Below are 15,820 nucleotides of genomic sequence, written 5' to 3'. Positions count from 1 at the left end.
GCTCACGGGCGGGTGACCCGGACCTGGTAGCTGCCGTTGCGCAGCTCGCCCACGACCGAGACGCTGATGCCCGACTTCTCGTCGGTGAAGGTCTCGCCCGGCCGGAACGGCGCGTCGGAGAGCTCCGCGTGCACGTTGGACCGCCGGGTGCAGCCGCCGCTCGCGGAGGAACTGTCGGAGACGGTGACGGGACCGCGGCCGGTGTCGACCTCGGAGTCCACCCTGTAGATGAGCACTCCGGGCCTGCAGACGGCCTCGTCGTTCCCGGCGAGGGTGCGCACCTCGACCGCGTACCCGGCGCTCTCCGAGACGGGGATGAAGGCCAGCTTGGTGCCGCCCTCCACGGACAGCGGGCTCAGCACGTGGTCGCTGACCCCGGACTTCCCGGCGCAGCTGATCTGGTTGCTGTCGAGCCAGCCCAGCTTCCACTTGTGCCAGCCCAGCAGGTCGTTGTTGGCGCCCCAGTCCTCGCTCATGATGTCCCAGTGCCCCACCGTGCCGCCGCCGTCGGCGGTGTAGAGGTCGGGCAGTCCGAAGACGTGTCCGTTCTCGTGGGGGAGCACCCGGTAGCCGGTCTCGCGGTAGGAGCCGGAGCCGTCGTCCTGGCGGCTGTAGACGAAGGACGTGTTGGCGAGCGGGACGCCGTCGGCCATCGGGGCCTCGCCGTTGCCGGAGAAGGTGACGGAGAGGACGGTGTCGAGGGCGGAGGGGCCTGCGTTCGGGGTGACCAGGATGTTTATCAGGTCATACCGGGAGAAATCGACCTCACCATCGGAGGTTTTGATGATGTGTTCGACGAGCTGGCGGTAGCCGGGCTCGTACGCGGAACCCCGCTCGATCCCGTAGGCCGCGAACGGCATCGGCATCCGCAGCCAGTTCTTTATCGGCGCCTCGGCCCGGTAGGTCAGCCGCCCGTAGGAGCTGATGCGAAACCAGTCGGACGTCTGCGGGAAGAACTCCGCCATCCGGTCGGCCGCCGTGCCCTCGCCCTTGGCGTCGGGGAAGTCGATCATCAGGTTCAGTGCCCGGACCTCGCCCGTCGAGCGCGAGTACCCCGGCGCGGTCGGCAGCCCCTCGGACATCTGCACGCCCATCGCGCCGGAGATCCGGCAGGGGGCGAGCATCGACTCGGCGCTGGTCGCGGCCACCGGCCCGGCCGCCGAATGGCTGCGGCCGGATATGCCCGCGCTCGCCGTCGCCGTGATGCCGAGGGCCAGCGCGGTGATGCCGATGTAGGCGCTGGTGCGGCGTGGCTTGCGTATCCGGTGGCGCGTCTGCGGCATGGAGATCGGCCTTCGGGTCCGCGGCAGCCGGCCGGGTCCGGACTGCGCTCTGTGGGCTCACCCTCCGACGGCTGGAGCGGGCCCGCGCGCCGGAAGAGGCCAAACGGGGACCGGAGAGGTGTGACTCAGGTCACACGGAAGAGTGAAATAAGCGGGGACCCTCTCCCCGTTTGAACCAGAGTCCCCATGAACCGGGGAGCTGCTCCCCGTTTCGGCGGACGAGCGACTCGCCCGGACGTACGCATCACCCCGCCAGGGAGTCGTCCATGAAGAGCCCCGCCACCACCGATCCGGCGGCCCTGCCCGTACCGGGCCCGGAGGCCGACCTCGACCTCACGGCTCCGGCCGCGGGTGGCGCGGGCTCGGGTGCGGGTGCGGGTGCATGTGTGGGCGCGGCCATGGGGGCCGCCGTGGGCAAGATCAAGGCGGCCGGCAAGCGTGCCCGCGCCCGGACCGGCACGGACGCCGTCCCGCGTCCGCGCGCCGACGCTGTCCGCAACCGGGAACGCATCCTGACCGCCGCCCGTGACGTGCTCGTGGAGTTCGGCCCCGCCGCCCCCCTCGACGAGATCGCCCGCCGGGCCGGCGTGGGCAACGCCACGCTCTACCGGCACTTCCCCGACCGCCCGGCCCTGATCCACCACGTCGTGCTCTTCGGCCTGAACCGGGTGGCGGGGCTCGCCGTCGACTCCCTCGCCGAGGAGCCGGACGCCTTCGCCGCCCTGTGCCGTTTCACGCACGCGGCGGCGGACGAGCGGATCGGCGCGCTGTGCCCCGTGCTCTCCAGCGACTTCGACCACGACCACCCCGAACTGCTCGTCTCCCGCGAGGCCTTGGAGGAAGCGGTCGAGGCCCTGCTGGCCGCCGGCCGCTCCTCCGGGCTCGTGCGCACGGACATCGGAGTCGGCGACCTGATGATCGCGCTGTCCCAGCTCAGCCGCCCCCTCCCGGGCAGCGGCTGCTTCGACGCGGACGTCTTCGTCCACCGTCATCTCCAGCTCTTCCTCGACGGGTTGAGGGCCCCGGCCGGCTCCGAACTGCCGGGCTCGGCGACCACGCTGGCGGACCTGAGGCGGAAAGCCATGTGACGCCCCCGGGTCGCGCCCTTTAGCGTCGTAAGACCGCCCTGATTATCACTTTTCAGTCATCTCGCACCATGAAGTGGGTACCCCCATGTCAAAAACAGCCGCGAACCCGCCGCTGTCCGTAACCGCAGCCGATCCCAGTCGCTGGAAGGCCCTGGTCTTCATCGCGCTCGCGCAGCTGATGGTCGTCCTCGACGCCACCATCGTGAACATCGCCCTGCCGTCCGCCCAGACCGACCTCGGCATCTCGGACGGCAACCGCCAGTGGGTCATCACCGCGTACGCGCTGGCCTTCGGCGGACTGCTCCTCTTCGGCGGCCGCATCGCCGACAAGTGGGGCCGCAAGAACGCCTTCATCGTCGGTCTCATCGGCTTCGCCCTGGCCTCCGCGCTGGGCGGCGCCGCACAGGGTGAGGCCATGATGCTGGGCGCCCGCGCCCTTCAGGGAGCCTTCGGCGCACTGCTCGCGCCCGCCGCGCTCTCGCTGCTGGCCGTCATGTTCACCGACGCCAAGGAGCGCGCCAAGGCCTTCGGCATCTACGGTGCGATCGCCGGTGGCGGTGGCGCCGTGGGCCTGATCCTCGGCGGCGTCCTCACCGAGTACCTGAACTGGCGCTGGACCTTCTTCGTCAACATCCCGTTCGCGATCGTCGCCGCCGTCGGCGCCTGGATGATCATCCGCGAGCCGGCCGGCGGCCGTAACCGCGCACCGCTCGACATACCCGGCGTCGTGCTGTCCACGACCGGTCTCGTCGCCCTCGTCTACGGATTCACCCGCGCAGAGTCGGCCGGCTGGTCGGACGGCCTCACCGTAGGCATGTTCATCGCCTCCGTCGTGCTGCTCGCCGCCTTCGTCCTCGTCGAGTCCCGTACGGCCCACCCGCTGCTCCCGCTGCGCGTCCTGCTGGAGCGCAACCGCGGCGGCGTCTACCTCTCGCTGGGTCTCGCCGTCATCGCGATGTTCGGCCTGTTCCTCTTCCTCACCTACTACCTGCAGGTCGTCAAGGGCTTCTCGCCCGTCACGACCGGCTTCGCCTTCCTCCCGATGATCGTGGGCATGATCGCCGGCTCCACGCAGATCGGCGCCCGCCTCATGACGCGGGTCCCGCCGCGCCTGCTGATGGGCCCCGGCTTCATGGTCGCCGCCAGCGGCATGCTGCTGCTGACGCAGCTCGAGGTCGGCTCCTCCTACCCGGCGCTGATCCTGCCGGCGCAGCTGCTGCTGGGCCTCGGCATGGGTACGGCGTTCATGCCCGCCATGTCCCTGGCGACGTACGGGGTGAACCCGGCCGACGCCGGTGTCGCCTCCGCGATGGTCAACACCTCGCAGCAGGTGGGCGGCGCGATCGGCACCGCCCTGCTGAACACGATCGCCGCCTCCGCGACGACCGCGTACCTGACCGACCACGCGGCCGAGGCCGCGGCGGGCGGCCCGGCGGCGCAGCTGATCCAGGCCCAGGCCATGGTCGAGGGCTACTCCTCCGCGATCTGGTGGGCGGTCGGCATCCTGGTCGCCAGCTCCCTCATCGCCCTGACCCTCATCACCACGGGCAAGCCGGGCGCGGGCGACCCGGTCGCCGAGGGCGCGGACGCCGACATGAAGATCCCGGTGATCGCCCACTGACCCCACATTCACCAGAGGGCGCGGACCCCGCTCAGGGGTACGGGAATGACTGATGACCCCGCATCGTTCAAATTTGAACGATGCGGGGTTAGTCTGTGTGTGGCGGCCCGCCGTGACGATTCCTGGAGCCCCTGATGACGACGTCCGACCCGAACCACGGTGCGACGGCGCGTATGCCGGCGCTGTACCTGAGCCACGGAGCCCCGCCCCTCGCGGACGACCCGCTCTGGCCCGGCGAACTGGCCGCCTGGTCCGCGGACCTGCCCCGCCCCCGCGCGATCCTTATGGTCTCCGCCCACTGGGAGGAGGCCCCGCTCGCCCTCGGAGCCACCGAGCGGGTCCCGCTCGTCTACGACTTCTGGGGCTTCCCCGAGCACTACTACCAGGTCCGCTACGAGGCCCCGGGCGCCCCCGAGCTGGCCGCGTCGGTCCGCAAGCTCCTCAAGGCCCCCGGCACCCCCGTCCAGGACATCCCCGACCGGGGCCTGGACCACGGCGCGTACGTCCCGCTGGTGGAGATGTTCCCCGGGGCCGACATACCGGTGCTCCAGATATCCATGCCGACCCTCGATCCGCGCCGCCTGATGGAGATCGGCCGCCAGCTGGCCCCCCTGCGCGACGAGGGCGTCCTCATCGTGGGCAGCGGCTTCTTCACCCACAACCTCGCCGCCCTGCGCCACACCGGCCCCGGCGTCCCGTCGTGGTCCGCCGAATTCGACGCTTGGGGCCACGAGGCACTGGCCGCCTCCGACATCGACGCCCTGCTGGACTTCGAAGCCAAGTCCCCGGCCGGCCGCCTGGCCCACCCCCGTACGGAACACTTCGCCCCCCTCTTCGTCACCCTGGGCGCCGCGCAGTCCGACCTCACCACCCCCACCACCCCGGTCTCGGGCTTCTGGATGGGCCTCTCCAAGCGCTCCCTGCAATTTGGCTGACCGCGAGCAGCTCTGGTGCCCCAGCGGCTCGGCGTACGCGCCAGAGTCGCTGGTCCTCGCGGTCCGCGACGGCCTCGACGGGCCCCCGGCCTACCTCCGCGCACCCCGCCCGGCGGCCGAGGCCCTGGCCGGACTCCCGCCCGACGTGGAACCGCGCCGCCTGCTGCGCCTGGCCTCCCACTGCGTCCCGCACTGCCTCAACCGCGCGGGGGAGGCCTGCACCCTGGCCGCCCGCCTGGCCGCGTCCGCGAGCCCCCCGGCCCCGCTCCCGCCCTGCCACCTCCGCCCTCGCTGCACGTGGTGGACCCAGTCGGGCCCGCCGGCCTGTCACGCCTGCCCCCAGGTTTCCGCCCGCCCTGGTCAGGGGGCGCGGAGCGGCCCGGTGATGTCCTCGCCGATGCTGAACCCCTTGACGGGCCCGCTCGGGATGGTGGCCGTGGTGCCATAGGCCGCCCGGACCTCGTCGCCGTAGATGGCCTGGTCAGGATCGGGGGAGGTCAGCACGGTCACGATGCCGTGCTCGTCGTGGTCGTCGATGAGGACGTAGACGGGGATGCCCGCCCGTGCGTATTCACGCCGCTTGCGGGTGCGGTCGCGCGTAACGCTGTCGCTGCCGGGAGAGACGACTTCGACGATCAGTTGGACGGCGGAGGCCTTGATGCCGATCCCGTCCTCGCTGCTGTGTTCTTCCGCGTCCTCGGGTGCCACCAGGACATCGGGGATCCAGGCCTTCCGTGCCTGAATGACATTGGTGTCCTGGAACGCCGCGAACTCGCTCCGGTCCAGGAACTTGTCCACAGCACGGCGAAGACGGTTGGCGATCTGGCTGTGCGACAAGCGACCCGTGGGTGACACCTCGATGAGCCCCTCGATGATTTCGGCGTGGTAGCCCTCGGGGAGTTCGATTGCTTTCCATGCCTGCCACAGGACGTCTTCAAGGTCCGACGGGGGGGTCGCGACCTTCGGCATTACGGCCTCCAGCGTCTCGTGGGCGAGAGCGGTCATGTGCAGCACCTCCTCTGAGTGTGGGCGTCGCAGGCCGGACGGCACAAGCGACTCTCCGATGCTCCGGGAGTCGTCGGTCATGCCGCAGGAATATGCCGCGCCTTCACTCGGACGGGTAGGCCGTCGGGCGGGGAGGCAACCAGAAGCCCCCGAGGTTCGTCTCCCGGGGTGGGAGTGCGGCCCGGGGACGTCGCTGCGACAGGGGCGGGAACGGCCCTGTCAAGTGTGACGGTGGTCTCATCGCCACCCCGCTCGTGCGGGCCTCCGGCCCTCTGGGGTCGGCCCCAATTCGCGCCCTGACCTGCGCCTCTTCGAGTCCGACGGCATCGCTGATCCGCTCGGATCGGGGGGCGGCGGGGCAGGATACTGCAAGATCTCGAAAAACAGGGAGCGACGTGGGAATTCTGTCCCGATTCCAGTCGTTGTTTCCTTCGGAAGCGGGCACTCGGGAGAGTGTCCAGGCACCACCGCGACCGAACTCATCGCAAGGGAGCACGCATGGCAACCCGCGCCGTCGCCCGTCGTCAGTCCACGAGCGGGGAGATCGCAGACCGCGACCTGGTCGGCATGTACCTGGACGAGATCGCGCGCACCCCGCTGCTCGACGCGGCCAAGGAAGTCGAGCTCTCGCAGATCATCGAGGCGGGCGTCTACGCCCAGCAGATCCTCGACGGCGCGATAGAGCGCAAGGGCAGGCAGCCCTCCCAGGAGGAGCTCGAAGTCCTGGCCGCCGAGGGCGAGCGCGCCAAGGAAGTGTTCATCCGCTCCAACCTCCGCCTGGTCGTCGCCGTGGCCCGCCGCTACCCGCGCAGCGGGCTGCCGCTCCTCGACCTCATCCAGGAGGGCAACGCCGGCCTCGTCCGCGCGGTGGAGAAGTTCGACTACGCCAAGGGCTTCAAGTTCTCCACGTACGCCACGTGGTGGATCCGCCAGGCGATCACCCGCTCCATCGCCGACCAGTCCCGCACCATCCGCCTGCCCGTCCACCTGGTGGAGGAGCTCGGCCGGATCCGCCGGGTGCAGCGCGAGTTCAACCGCGAGAACGGCCGGGACCCGGAGCACGCGGAGATCGCCGCCGAGCTGGACACGACGGAGAAGCGCGTCGGCGACGTCCTGGACTGGGCGCGCGACCCGGTCAGCCTGAACATGGGCGTGGACGACGACGGCGACACGCAGTTCGGCGACCTGCTGGAAGACACCTCGGCGATTTCCCCCGAGCAGTCCGTCCTCTCCCTGCTGCGCAGCGAGGAGCTGGAGGACCTGCTGGGCAAGCTCGACCAGCGAACCGCGTCGATCATCAAGATGCGTTACGGCATTGACGACGGTCGAGAGCGTACGCTGACAGAGGTCGGCAAGCAGCACGGGCTGACCCGCGAGCGAATCCGCCAGATCGAGAAGCACGCGCTGCTCGAACTGAAGCGAATGGCCCGCGACACCGGCTTCGACGCGGTGGCCTGACCGGCCCCACGTCGCAGCCCCCCATACGAGCCCCCGGCGCCTATCCCCCCCAGGCGCCGGGGGCTCCCCTTCACCCGCTCCACCCCCACCGTCGTCCGAGGCACCCCTCAACCCCTCCGCCCCCCCATCCCCCCTCCGCCCCATCTCAGCCCCTCCGGCGTTTGAGGAGCGGGGTCTGGGGCGGAGCCCCAGGGAACGGGCGAAGGGTGGGTAGGGGACAGCCCCGCAGGGCCGGCGGCCCCCGCTACGGCCCCGCCGCCTCCGCGAGCCGCGCACCCAGCGCCCGCGCGGCCTCCACCAGAACCCCCGGCCCGTGCACGGTGAACGGCACCCCGGCCAGCGCCATCCGCGCCACAAGCCACTCCGGCGAGTCAGCCGACTCGAACCGCACCCGCACCCCGGCACCCTCCCCGCCGCCGGTGCCGCCCCCGGCCACCGGCACCGGCACCGGCACCGGCACCGGCACCGGCACCGGCACCGGCACCACAAACTCCCGCACCCACTCCGGCAACCCCACCGCCCCCGCGAAGGTGACATCGACCTGGTAGGTCGACTCCCTGCCCCGCAGCCCCCGCCGCACGAAGTCCACCGCGTCCATCGGCAGCTCCCGCCCCACGAACCTCGCCCCCGTCCCGCACGGCTCGCTCATCCGGTCCACCCTGAAGGTCCGCCAGTCCCCGCGCTCCATGTCGTAGGCCACGAGGTACCACCGGCTCCCGGTGCTGACCAGCCGGTACGGCTCTACAAGCCGCCGCGAGTCCACCCCGTCCCGCGCCCGGTAGGCGAACCGCAGCCGCTCCGGACCCGCCACCGCCGAGGCGATCGCCGTCAGCGTCCGCGGATCCACGCTCGCCCCGTCGCCCCGCGTCACCGCGACCGTCGCCGACTGCAGCGCGCCGACCCGCCGCCGCAGCCGCCCCGGCAGGACCTGTTCCAGCTTCGCGAGGGCGCGTACGGAGGCCTCCTCCACTCCCTCGATCGCATGCCCGGCCCCCGCCCTCAGCCCCACCGCGATCGCCACGGCCTCCTCGTCGTCCAGTACGAGCGGCGGCATCGCGGCGCCCGCCACCAGCCGGTAGCCGCCCTCCGCGCCCAGCGTGGCCTCCACCGGATACCCGAGCTCCCGCAGCCGGTCGATGTCGCGCCGGATCGTACGGGCGCTCACGCGCAGCCGCTCGGCCAGCTCGCTCCCGGGCCATTCGCGCGGGGTCTGGAGCAGGGAGAGCAGGGAGAGGAGGCGGGCCGGGGTATCGGTCATGGTTCAAAGGTGCCAGCCAAATAGGACACCAACTGACCTACATGCCGTCTAGGTTTCTCCTCATGAGCACCGAGACGACCCAGTCATCGCCCGAAGGAAAGAACGGGCCCGTACAAGAAGAGCGGACCGACCCTCCCGCAGAGACCACCTCGATCAGCAAGACCAGCGCAACCGGCGCAACCGGCAAGACCAGCGAAACCGGCGTGATCACCGAGTCCGAGTCCGGGCCCGCCGACCGCCGCCGCTGGATCGCACTCGCCATCGTGATGACCGCGGCCTTCATGGACCTGGTCGACGTCACGATCGTCAACATCGCGATACCCCGGATGCGCGAGGACCTCGGCGCCTCCACCAGCGCCATCCAGTGGATCACCGCCGGCTACGCGCTCGCCTTCGCCGCCGGCCTGATCACCGGCGGCCGTCTCGGTGACATCTACGGCCGCAAGCGCCTCTTCCTCATCGGCATATCCGGCTTCACCGCGGCCTCGCTGCTCTGTGGCCTTGCTCCCAACCCCGAAGTGCTCGTCGCCGCCCGCATCCTCCAGGGCGCCATGGCGGCCATGATGGTCCCGCAGGTGCTCGCGATCATCCACGTCACCTTCCCGCCGCACGAGCGCGGCAAGGTCTTCGGCCTCTTCGGTGCGATCATCGGCCTCGGCGCCGTCTCGGGCCCGATGCTCGGCGCACTGCTCACCGAGTGGAACATCGCCGGTCTCGAATGGCGCCCGATCTTCCTGATCAACCTGCCCGTCGGCATCGCGGGCGTGATCCTGGGCCGCAAGTTCATCTCCGAGTCCAAGGCCCCCAAGGCGCTGCGCCTGGACCTGGTGGGCGTCGTGCTCGCGACCCTCGCCCTGGTCATGCTGATCTTCCCGCTCACCAACGGCCGCGAGAACGACTGGCCCGTGTGGGGCTTCGTCTGCATGATCGCCTCGCCGCTGGTCTTCGGCGGCTTCATCGCCTACGAGAAGTACAAGATCAAGAAGGACGGCTCCCCGCTCGTCGAGCTCTCCCTCTTCAAGGTCAAGAGCTTCGCCGGCGGTATCGCCGTCCAGCTGACCTTCGGCATCGCGACCGGCATCTTCTTCCTGGTCTGGACGCTCTACATGCAGATGGGCCTCGGCTGGAGCGCCCTGAAGGCCGGCTCCACCGGCATCCCGTTCTCGATCGCCGTCTCGACCGCCGCGGGCGTGTCCGTACAGAAGCTCGTACCGCGCTTCGGCCGCAAGGTGCTCCAGGCCGGCGCGCTGGTCATGGCCGCGGGCGTGCTCCTCTACATCTGGGAGTCGGACCGCTACGGGATGGCCATCACCTCCTGGCAGATGGCCGCCCCGCTGATCGTCATGGGCGCCGGCATGGGCCTGATCATCGCGCCGCTGACCGACACGGTGCTCTCCGAAGTGCCGCGCGAGCACGCCGGTTCGGCGTCCGGGCTGATCAACACCACCGGCCAGATGGGCAACGCGCTGGGCCTCGGCCTGACCGCCGTCGTCTACTTCGGCTTCATCGAGGACGACCGGGTCTTCGGGCCGCCCTACGTGGACGCGTTCCACCACGCGATGTGGTGGGTCGTGGCCGTCCTGGTCGTGATCTTCTCCGTGATGTTCATGCTGCCGCGCAAGGCCGTCCCCATGGCCGAGCGCGAGGGCGGCACGGAGCACGCCGGCTAGTACCGCGCCTGCGCACTTCACGCACCTCACTGACGGGCATGTCCGCTTCTGTTGGCGGATATGCCCGTTTGTGTTCCTTTCAGGCGCAAATGGGCGTACGATCCAAGGGAACCCACAGAGTCGGGCATCGAACGGATCTGGAACGAACCGCATGTACGCACCGGAGCGCCAGCAGGAGATCCTCCGCCTCGCCCGCGAGGCGGGCCGGGTCGACGTCCTGTCCCTGGCCGACCGGTTCCAGGTCACGGCCGAGACCGTGCGCCGCGACCTCAAGGCCCTGGACCGGGCCGGGCTCGTACGCCGGGTGCACGGCGGTGCCATACCGGCCGGCCGCCTCGACTTCGAGCCGGACCTCACCGAGCGCGAGGCCACCGCCGCCGACGAGAAGGACCGCATCGCGGCCGCCGCCCTCGCCGAACTCCCCGACGGCGGCAGCATCGTCCTCGACGCGGGCAGCACGGTGGCCCGCCTCGCCGCCGCCATCCCGGTCGACACCGCGCTCACCGTGGTCACCCACGCGCTGCCCGTCGCCGCCCGGCTCGCCGACCACACCGGGATCGACCTCCACCTCGTCGGGGGCCGCGTCCGCCACCGCACCCGCGCCGCGGTCGACGCCTGGGCCCTGCGCGCCTACGCCGAGATCCGCGCCGACGTCGCCTTCCTCGCGACGAACGGCTTCACCGCCGGGGGCGGCCTGACCACGCCCGACCTCGCCGAGGCCGCCGTCAAGCGGGCCGCGATGGCCGCCGCCCGCCGCGTCGTCCTCCTCGCCGACTCCGCGAAGGCGGGCCAGGAACACTTCGCCCGCTTCGGCTCCTTCGCGGACGTCGACCTCCTCATCACGGACCCGGGGCTCGACCCCGCTCAGAAGGCGGCGATCGAGGCCGCCGGTACGGAAGTTGTGCTCGCATGATCCTCACCGTCACCCCCAATCCGTCCCTCGACCGGACCTACGAGGTCCCCTCGTTGGACCGCGGCGAGGTGCTCCGCGCGAGCGGCGACCGGGTGGACCCCGGGGGCAAGGGCGTGAACGTCTCCCGCGCGGTGGCCGCCGCGGGCGTCCGTACGACGGCGGTCCTGCCGCTCGGCGGCACGCAGGGCACGATGATCGCCGAACTCCTCGGCGCCCAGGGGGTGGACGTCACGGCGGTCTCCATCGCCGGCCAGACCCGCTCCAACATCTCCCTCGCCGAACCGGACGGCACCCTCACCAAGATCAACGCCACCGGCCCGGCACTGACCGCCGAGGAATCGGCGCTCCTCCTGGAAACGGTCCGCACCTGCTCGGGCGGCGCCGCCTGGATCGCCTGCTGCGGCAGCCTCCCGCGCGGCGTCGGCCCCGAGTGGTACGCCGACATCGTGACCCGGGCCCACGCCGCGGGCGCCCGCATCGCGCTCGACACCTCCGGCCCGGCGCTGCTCGCGGCGCTGCCGGCCCGCCCGGACGTGATCAAGCCGAACGCCTCGGAGCTCGCGGCGGCGGTGGGGCGGCCCCTGGCCACCCTCGGCGACGTGCTCAAGGCCGCGGAGGAACTGCGCTCGCTGGGCGCGGGCGCGGTCCTGGCCTCCCTCGGCGCAGACGGCCAGCTCCTGGTCTCCGAGGAGGGCACCTACTACGGCACCGCGGCCGTCTCCGCGGTCCGCAGCAACGTCGGCGCGGGCGACGCCTCCCTCGCCGGCTTCCTGATCGCGGGAGGTACGGGGCCCGCGGCCCTGGCCTCCGCCCTGGCCCACGGCGCCGCCGCGGTCCAGCTTCCCGGCAGCGTCATGCCGGCCCCCTCGGACCTGAGGCCCGACGCGGTCCACGTCACCCAGGACCTGCCCCTGGACCTCCCCCTGTCCGACATGAGCGACGAGCGCTGAGCGAGACGATGCCGCGCCGCTCTGCGGGCCGAACCGGTCGACCTCGACCTTGTCCGCCGAGTCCAAGGAGGGGACGGCACGTGCCCTCGCCGAACGGCTCCTCCGGCGTTTGAGGAGCGGGGGTCAGGGGGCCGAGCCCCCGGAAACCCTGGGCATCGAACTGCCCAACTGGCCGCAACACCCGAATACACCAGTGCCCCGCCTCGTGACCTCACGCCGCGGGGCACTCGGCTTTCTGGTGGAGCCCTTCAAACCTTGCGAGCCGCTCCCATAGGCCAGTTGACCTCAACCGGCAGCGTTTCCCCTGTTCAGGCCGGGTTTGGATGGGTGGATGTGTCCGAAAACCCTGTGGTCCGGGGAGTTGATGCCACGTACCGTCGGCCAAGATTTCGATAATATGGGGGAAAAATGAACATCCGAAGAATTGTGGCAGCGCTGGCCGTGGGGGCGGCTCTCACGCTGGGTATGGCTGCGCCTTCCACTGCGGTGGCCCCGTCGCCCGTCGCGGAGAACCGCGGGGCGGCTGACTCGGCGGACCGGACCCGTGACGCAAAGGCCCGCAAGGGACCGGTGATGGCGTTGCACAAGGGCAAGTCCATCGACCTGGCCAAGGGCTGGGGCACCGCGACGGTCTGTACGGAGTACGCCGACCTGACCGTGCGCTGCTTCGACACCGACGCCCAGGCGGAAGAAGACCTGGCCAAGTTCAAGGCGCGGAACCCCGGAACGCTCAAGGCGCCTCCGGCCGGACGCGGCGACATGAAGGTGAACCCGCAGGGCAAGATGGAGACGGTTTCGGCTGCTTCGGCCGGAACCCGGTCGGCTTCCGTGATGGCGGCGTCGCCTGGCTGCGCGTGGGGGTTCACGTGCGTGTACGCGGACCTGAACTACGCCGGGCGTAAGCTCCAGTGGGACCTGGACGGCACGAAGACGCTGGGGCAGTACGGGTTCCGCGACCAGACGACATCGGTGGCGAACAACGATCAGATCGGTGGCATGACGCTCATCGATTACCGGGACAACATGGTCGACCCGACCATCATCATCTGCCTCGGCTGTGCCTACGGTGATCTGCGGCAGCAGGACTACCCGGGCTGGGGCACCGGGGACTGGAACGACCGCGCTGACGCGCTGACTATGTAACTGATCGCGGCTTTGAGGAAAGGTGCCTGGCATGTCGGGTCGTACCGTTGCCTGGGTGTTGGTTGGGACTGCTGTTCTGGCTGGCGCACTTCTGTTCTGGTTCCAGCCGTGGAAGACCTGCGGTGACGGCGCTGAGCGGATTACGGACCGTCCCGCCGGGTCGGCGGTCGAAACGTGTGACGACTACCGGCGCTGGGGCCACCCCACGCGATGACTCCATTGTGTTCCGCCCCTGCCGCAAGCCTGCGGCAGGGGCTTTGTCGTGAACCAAGCGTGATCGCTTGATTCCCATTGGTCCGGTGTGCTCTTGTTCGGTGAGGGAGACATTCGACGTGCTTTCGTCTGTTCGGTGGCACGTGAAGGATCGCTCGAACCCCTTCTCGAGAGGCGCCCATGAGATTCCCCCTCCGTCTTCGTGCACCCTCGCCCGCGGTGACTCCTGTGAGTCGCGTTGTGGGCATGGTGCTCCTCTCCGCCTGCACCCTGACAGCTTGCACTGCCGGGTCCGGCGCCCCCACACCGGCGGTTGGTTCCACCGCGACCGGCGCAGCCGCCAGCTCCTCCGCAACGGCCCTGGTGGATCGCTACCACCAATCCGGCGGGGACTTGGACGTGTACGCCATGGAGAAGGAACCTGGCACCAGTAGTGCCGCGCCACGCTTCATCATCCGAACACGCAATCCTGACGGCGATGACGCGGCATTTCAAAAACAGAAGGAATCCATCGTCCAGTTTCTGACTCGAGTAGAAGCACTCTCACCGGGTCAGGGCTACCTCATGGACGTCTACGGACCGGACGGCTCCCTGCTCCATCGGCTGGATACCCGCCCGTGACGCGAGCTTGACGCTGTCACGCACGTTGGCCGTCCCCGCCCCCGTCCCCGTCACCTCACCCGTGCGCGGACCTCCATGGCTCCGCGCGCGGCCGTTTCGGTCTCGTAGACCTCGCACATGTGCCGCCCGTCCGGCGTCACCGTGTGCTCGACCTCCCACAGGCTGAATTCGCTCCCGTCCAGCAGGACGAAGGAGTGCTCGTACAGGCTGAAACCGGCGTCCCGGCCGTCCGCCAGGCACTGCCGGGTGCCGAACACCTGCGTGATCTGGTGCGCGTAGGCCGACCGCAGGAGCAGGGCCACCCGCTCGCCCGGCCGGTCCGGGTTCTCCGCGCGGCGCAGCACCCGTCGAGCGTGGTCCGCGGACTCCTCCACCGCGTACTCGCGGTGCCGCTGGGCCGGGGTCGGATTGGTGAACAGCGCGCTCAGCACGGCGATGTCACTCTCCGGCTCCTCCTCCACCGTCACCTCCACGAGGTCCCGCGCCACCTGCGAGGGGACCTCGCCGAAGAGCCGGGCCGCCGCGAGGCAGGTCTCCGCCTTGCTCGCGAAGACCTCGTACCGTATGGAGAGGTCGGCGTCCTGACGGTGCGCCAGCTCCCACAGGATCACGGAGTCGCCGTCGGACAGCAGGTAGGCGTGCCGGTGGATCTCCCGCCAGGGTCCCGCCGACGGGGCGCGGCGGGTGGTGTGGAGCGAGGACCTGTGGGCGAGCGCCGTACCCAGCCGCTCGACCAACTCGTCCGGCAGATCGAAGGAGTTGAGGGCGCGGCCCAGGAGTCGCTCGAGGTGCGCCTCGGTTGTCTCGTGTGGATCGCTCAAGGTGGGTCTCCAGGCCGTCGCAGCTTGTCACTTCGCGGAAGCTCAACGTAGCCCCTGGGTCTGACATCACGTCCGGGGTTCGGTAAAACGTCCGGGAAGCGCCAGGGGTTCCAGCCACCCCTTCAGGTCAACCTCCATGTCGATGAGCATGGTTGGACCGGATAGCGGGCACAAGGGCGGGAGCATGACCGTATGGCAACAAATACCGTGGGCGTGCCCCGCCAGCAGGGCCGCCCCCACAACCGCAAGGACGCGGAACCGATCGCAGCCCCGCGCGCGCTGGCCTGGCTGCTGCTGCTCACCGGCGCCGCCGGAGTCCTGGCCGCCTGGGTGATCACCCTGGACAAGTTCCTGCTGCTGGAGAACCCGGACTTCAAGCCCGCGTGCAGTCTCAATCCGGTGGTCTCCTGCGGCAGCGTGATGAAGAGCGAGCAGGCGGCGGCCTTCGGCTTCCCGAACCCGATGCTGGGGCTGGTCGCCTACGGGGCGGTCGTGTGCGTCGGCGCCGGCCTGCTGGCCGGGGCCCGCTACCGGGGCTGGTTCTGGCTCGGTCTGGGCGCCGGAATGCTCTTCGGCGTCGGGTTCTGCTCCTGGCTCATGGTCCAGTCGCTCTACGAGATCAACGCGCTCTGCCTGTGGTGCTGCCTGACCTGGCTGGCCACCTTGCTGATGTTCTGGGCGGTCACCGCCCACACCGTCCGCACGGGGATCCTCCCCGCGCCCGCGCCGGTACGGAACTTCTTCGCCGACTTCGGCTGGGCCCCGCCCGTCCTGCACACCGGCGTGATCGGGATGCTGATCCTGACCCGGTGGTGGGATTTCTGGACCGGCTGAGGCCGCC

14 protein-coding genes are annotated in these 15,820 nt (G+C 70.4%); 10 read left to right on the top strand and 4 right to left on the bottom strand.

The annotated features are described in order from the left end of the window. Nucleotides 1-2: 2 nt before the first annotated feature. Nucleotides 3-1,283 (bottom strand): M6 family metalloprotease domain-containing protein, encoded by a 1,281-nt coding sequence (locus MTF69_RS17460; protein ID WP_243335476.1) that lies wholly within the window; start codon nucleotides 1,281-1,283, stop codon nucleotides 3-5. A 398-nt stretch (nucleotides 1,284-1,681) separates the two neighbouring features. On the opposite strand from MTF69_RS17460, the gene MTF69_RS17455 reads away from it, so the two are divergent. The 3 genes from MTF69_RS17455 (at nucleotide 1,682) to MTF69_RS17445 (ending at nucleotide 4,927) form a co-directional block, all read left to right on the top strand. Further along, nucleotides 1,682-2,371, top strand: coding sequence for a TetR/AcrR family transcriptional regulator (locus tag MTF69_RS17455; protein WP_243335667.1), 690 nt, complete (start codon nucleotides 1,682-1,684; stop codon nucleotides 2,369-2,371). 85 nt (nucleotides 2,372-2,456) lie between these two features. After that, complete coding sequence (locus MTF69_RS17450; RefSeq protein ID WP_243335475.1) at nucleotides 2,457-3,992, top strand: MFS transporter; 1,536 nt, start codon at nucleotides 2,457-2,459, stop codon at nucleotides 3,990-3,992. 134 nt (nucleotides 3,993-4,126) lie between these two features. Beyond that, complete coding sequence (locus MTF69_RS17445; RefSeq protein WP_243335473.1) at nucleotides 4,127-4,927, top strand: dioxygenase; 801 nt, start codon at nucleotides 4,127-4,129, stop codon at nucleotides 4,925-4,927. Nucleotides 4,928-5,287: 360 nt separating this feature from the next. Here the strand turns inward: MTF69_RS17445 and MTF69_RS17440 are convergent, their stop codons facing one another. After that, on the bottom strand, nucleotides 5,288-5,932 hold the full coding sequence (locus tag MTF69_RS17440; protein WP_243335472.1) for a Uma2 family endonuclease: 645 nt from the start codon (nucleotides 5,930-5,932) through the stop codon (nucleotides 5,288-5,290). A 498-nt stretch (nucleotides 5,933-6,430) separates the two neighbouring features. Between MTF69_RS17440 and MTF69_RS17435 the strand changes: the two genes are divergently transcribed. Continuing rightward, complete coding sequence (locus MTF69_RS17435; RefSeq protein WP_243335470.1) at nucleotides 6,431-7,390, top strand: RNA polymerase sigma factor RpoD/SigA; 960 nt, start codon at nucleotides 6,431-6,433, stop codon at nucleotides 7,388-7,390. 244 nt (nucleotides 7,391-7,634) lie between these two features. Here MTF69_RS17435 and MTF69_RS17430 read toward each other — a convergent pair whose 3' ends face one another. Further along, nucleotides 7,635-8,648, bottom strand: coding sequence for a YafY family protein (locus MTF69_RS17430; protein WP_243335468.1), 1,014 nt, complete (start codon nucleotides 8,646-8,648; stop codon nucleotides 7,635-7,637). A gap of 266 nt (nucleotides 8,649-8,914) precedes the next feature. Here MTF69_RS17430 and MTF69_RS17425 point away from each other — a divergent pair, with 266 nt between their 5' ends. From MTF69_RS17425 to MTF69_RS17405, 5 genes are all read left to right on the top strand, one after another. Continuing rightward, a complete protein-coding gene (locus tag MTF69_RS17425) occupies nucleotides 8,915-10,318 on the top strand; it encodes an MFS transporter (protein ID WP_279345897.1) in 1,404 nt (467 codons plus the stop codon). A gap of 151 nt (nucleotides 10,319-10,469) precedes the next feature. Continuing rightward, complete coding sequence (locus MTF69_RS17420) at nucleotides 10,470-11,231, top strand: DeoR/GlpR family DNA-binding transcription regulator (protein WP_243335464.1); 762 nt, start codon at nucleotides 10,470-10,472, stop codon at nucleotides 11,229-11,231. Continuing rightward, nucleotides 11,228-12,181 (top strand): 1-phosphofructokinase, encoded by a 954-nt coding sequence (gene pfkB, locus MTF69_RS17415; RefSeq protein ID WP_243335463.1) that lies wholly within the window; start codon nucleotides 11,228-11,230, stop codon nucleotides 12,179-12,181. Before MTF69_RS17420 ends, pfkB begins: the two co-directional genes overlap by 4 nt. Nucleotides 12,182-12,754: 573 nt before the next feature. Further along, nucleotides 12,755-13,324, top strand: a complete 570-nt coding sequence (locus MTF69_RS17410; protein WP_243335461.1) for a peptidase inhibitor family I36 protein — start codon at nucleotides 12,755-12,757, stop codon at nucleotides 13,322-13,324. 612 nt (nucleotides 13,325-13,936) lie between these two features. Then, nucleotides 13,937-14,158: a hypothetical protein gene (locus tag MTF69_RS17405; RefSeq protein WP_243335459.1), complete on the top strand. Its 222-nt coding sequence runs from the start codon at nucleotides 13,937-13,939 to the stop codon at nucleotides 14,156-14,158. 50 nt (nucleotides 14,159-14,208) lie between these two features. Here the strand turns inward: MTF69_RS17405 and MTF69_RS17400 are convergent, their stop codons facing one another. Further along, complete coding sequence (locus MTF69_RS17400; RefSeq protein ID WP_243335457.1) at nucleotides 14,209-14,979, bottom strand: DUF6227 family protein; 771 nt, start codon at nucleotides 14,977-14,979, stop codon at nucleotides 14,209-14,211. Between the two features lie 192 nt (nucleotides 14,980-15,171). On the opposite strand from MTF69_RS17400, the gene MTF69_RS17395 reads away from it, so the two are divergent. Beyond that, complete coding sequence (locus tag MTF69_RS17395; RefSeq protein ID WP_243335455.1) at nucleotides 15,172-15,813, top strand: vitamin K epoxide reductase family protein; 642 nt, start codon at nucleotides 15,172-15,174, stop codon at nucleotides 15,811-15,813. Nucleotides 15,814-15,820: the final 7 nt, after the last annotated feature.

Source organism: Streptomyces sp. AP-93 (genome assembly GCF_022808175.1).
In the GTDB taxonomy this organism is placed as follows: domain Bacteria; phylum Actinomycetota; class Actinomycetes; order Streptomycetales; family Streptomycetaceae; genus Streptomyces.
This window is presented reverse-complemented; position numbering and strand designations above follow the sequence as displayed.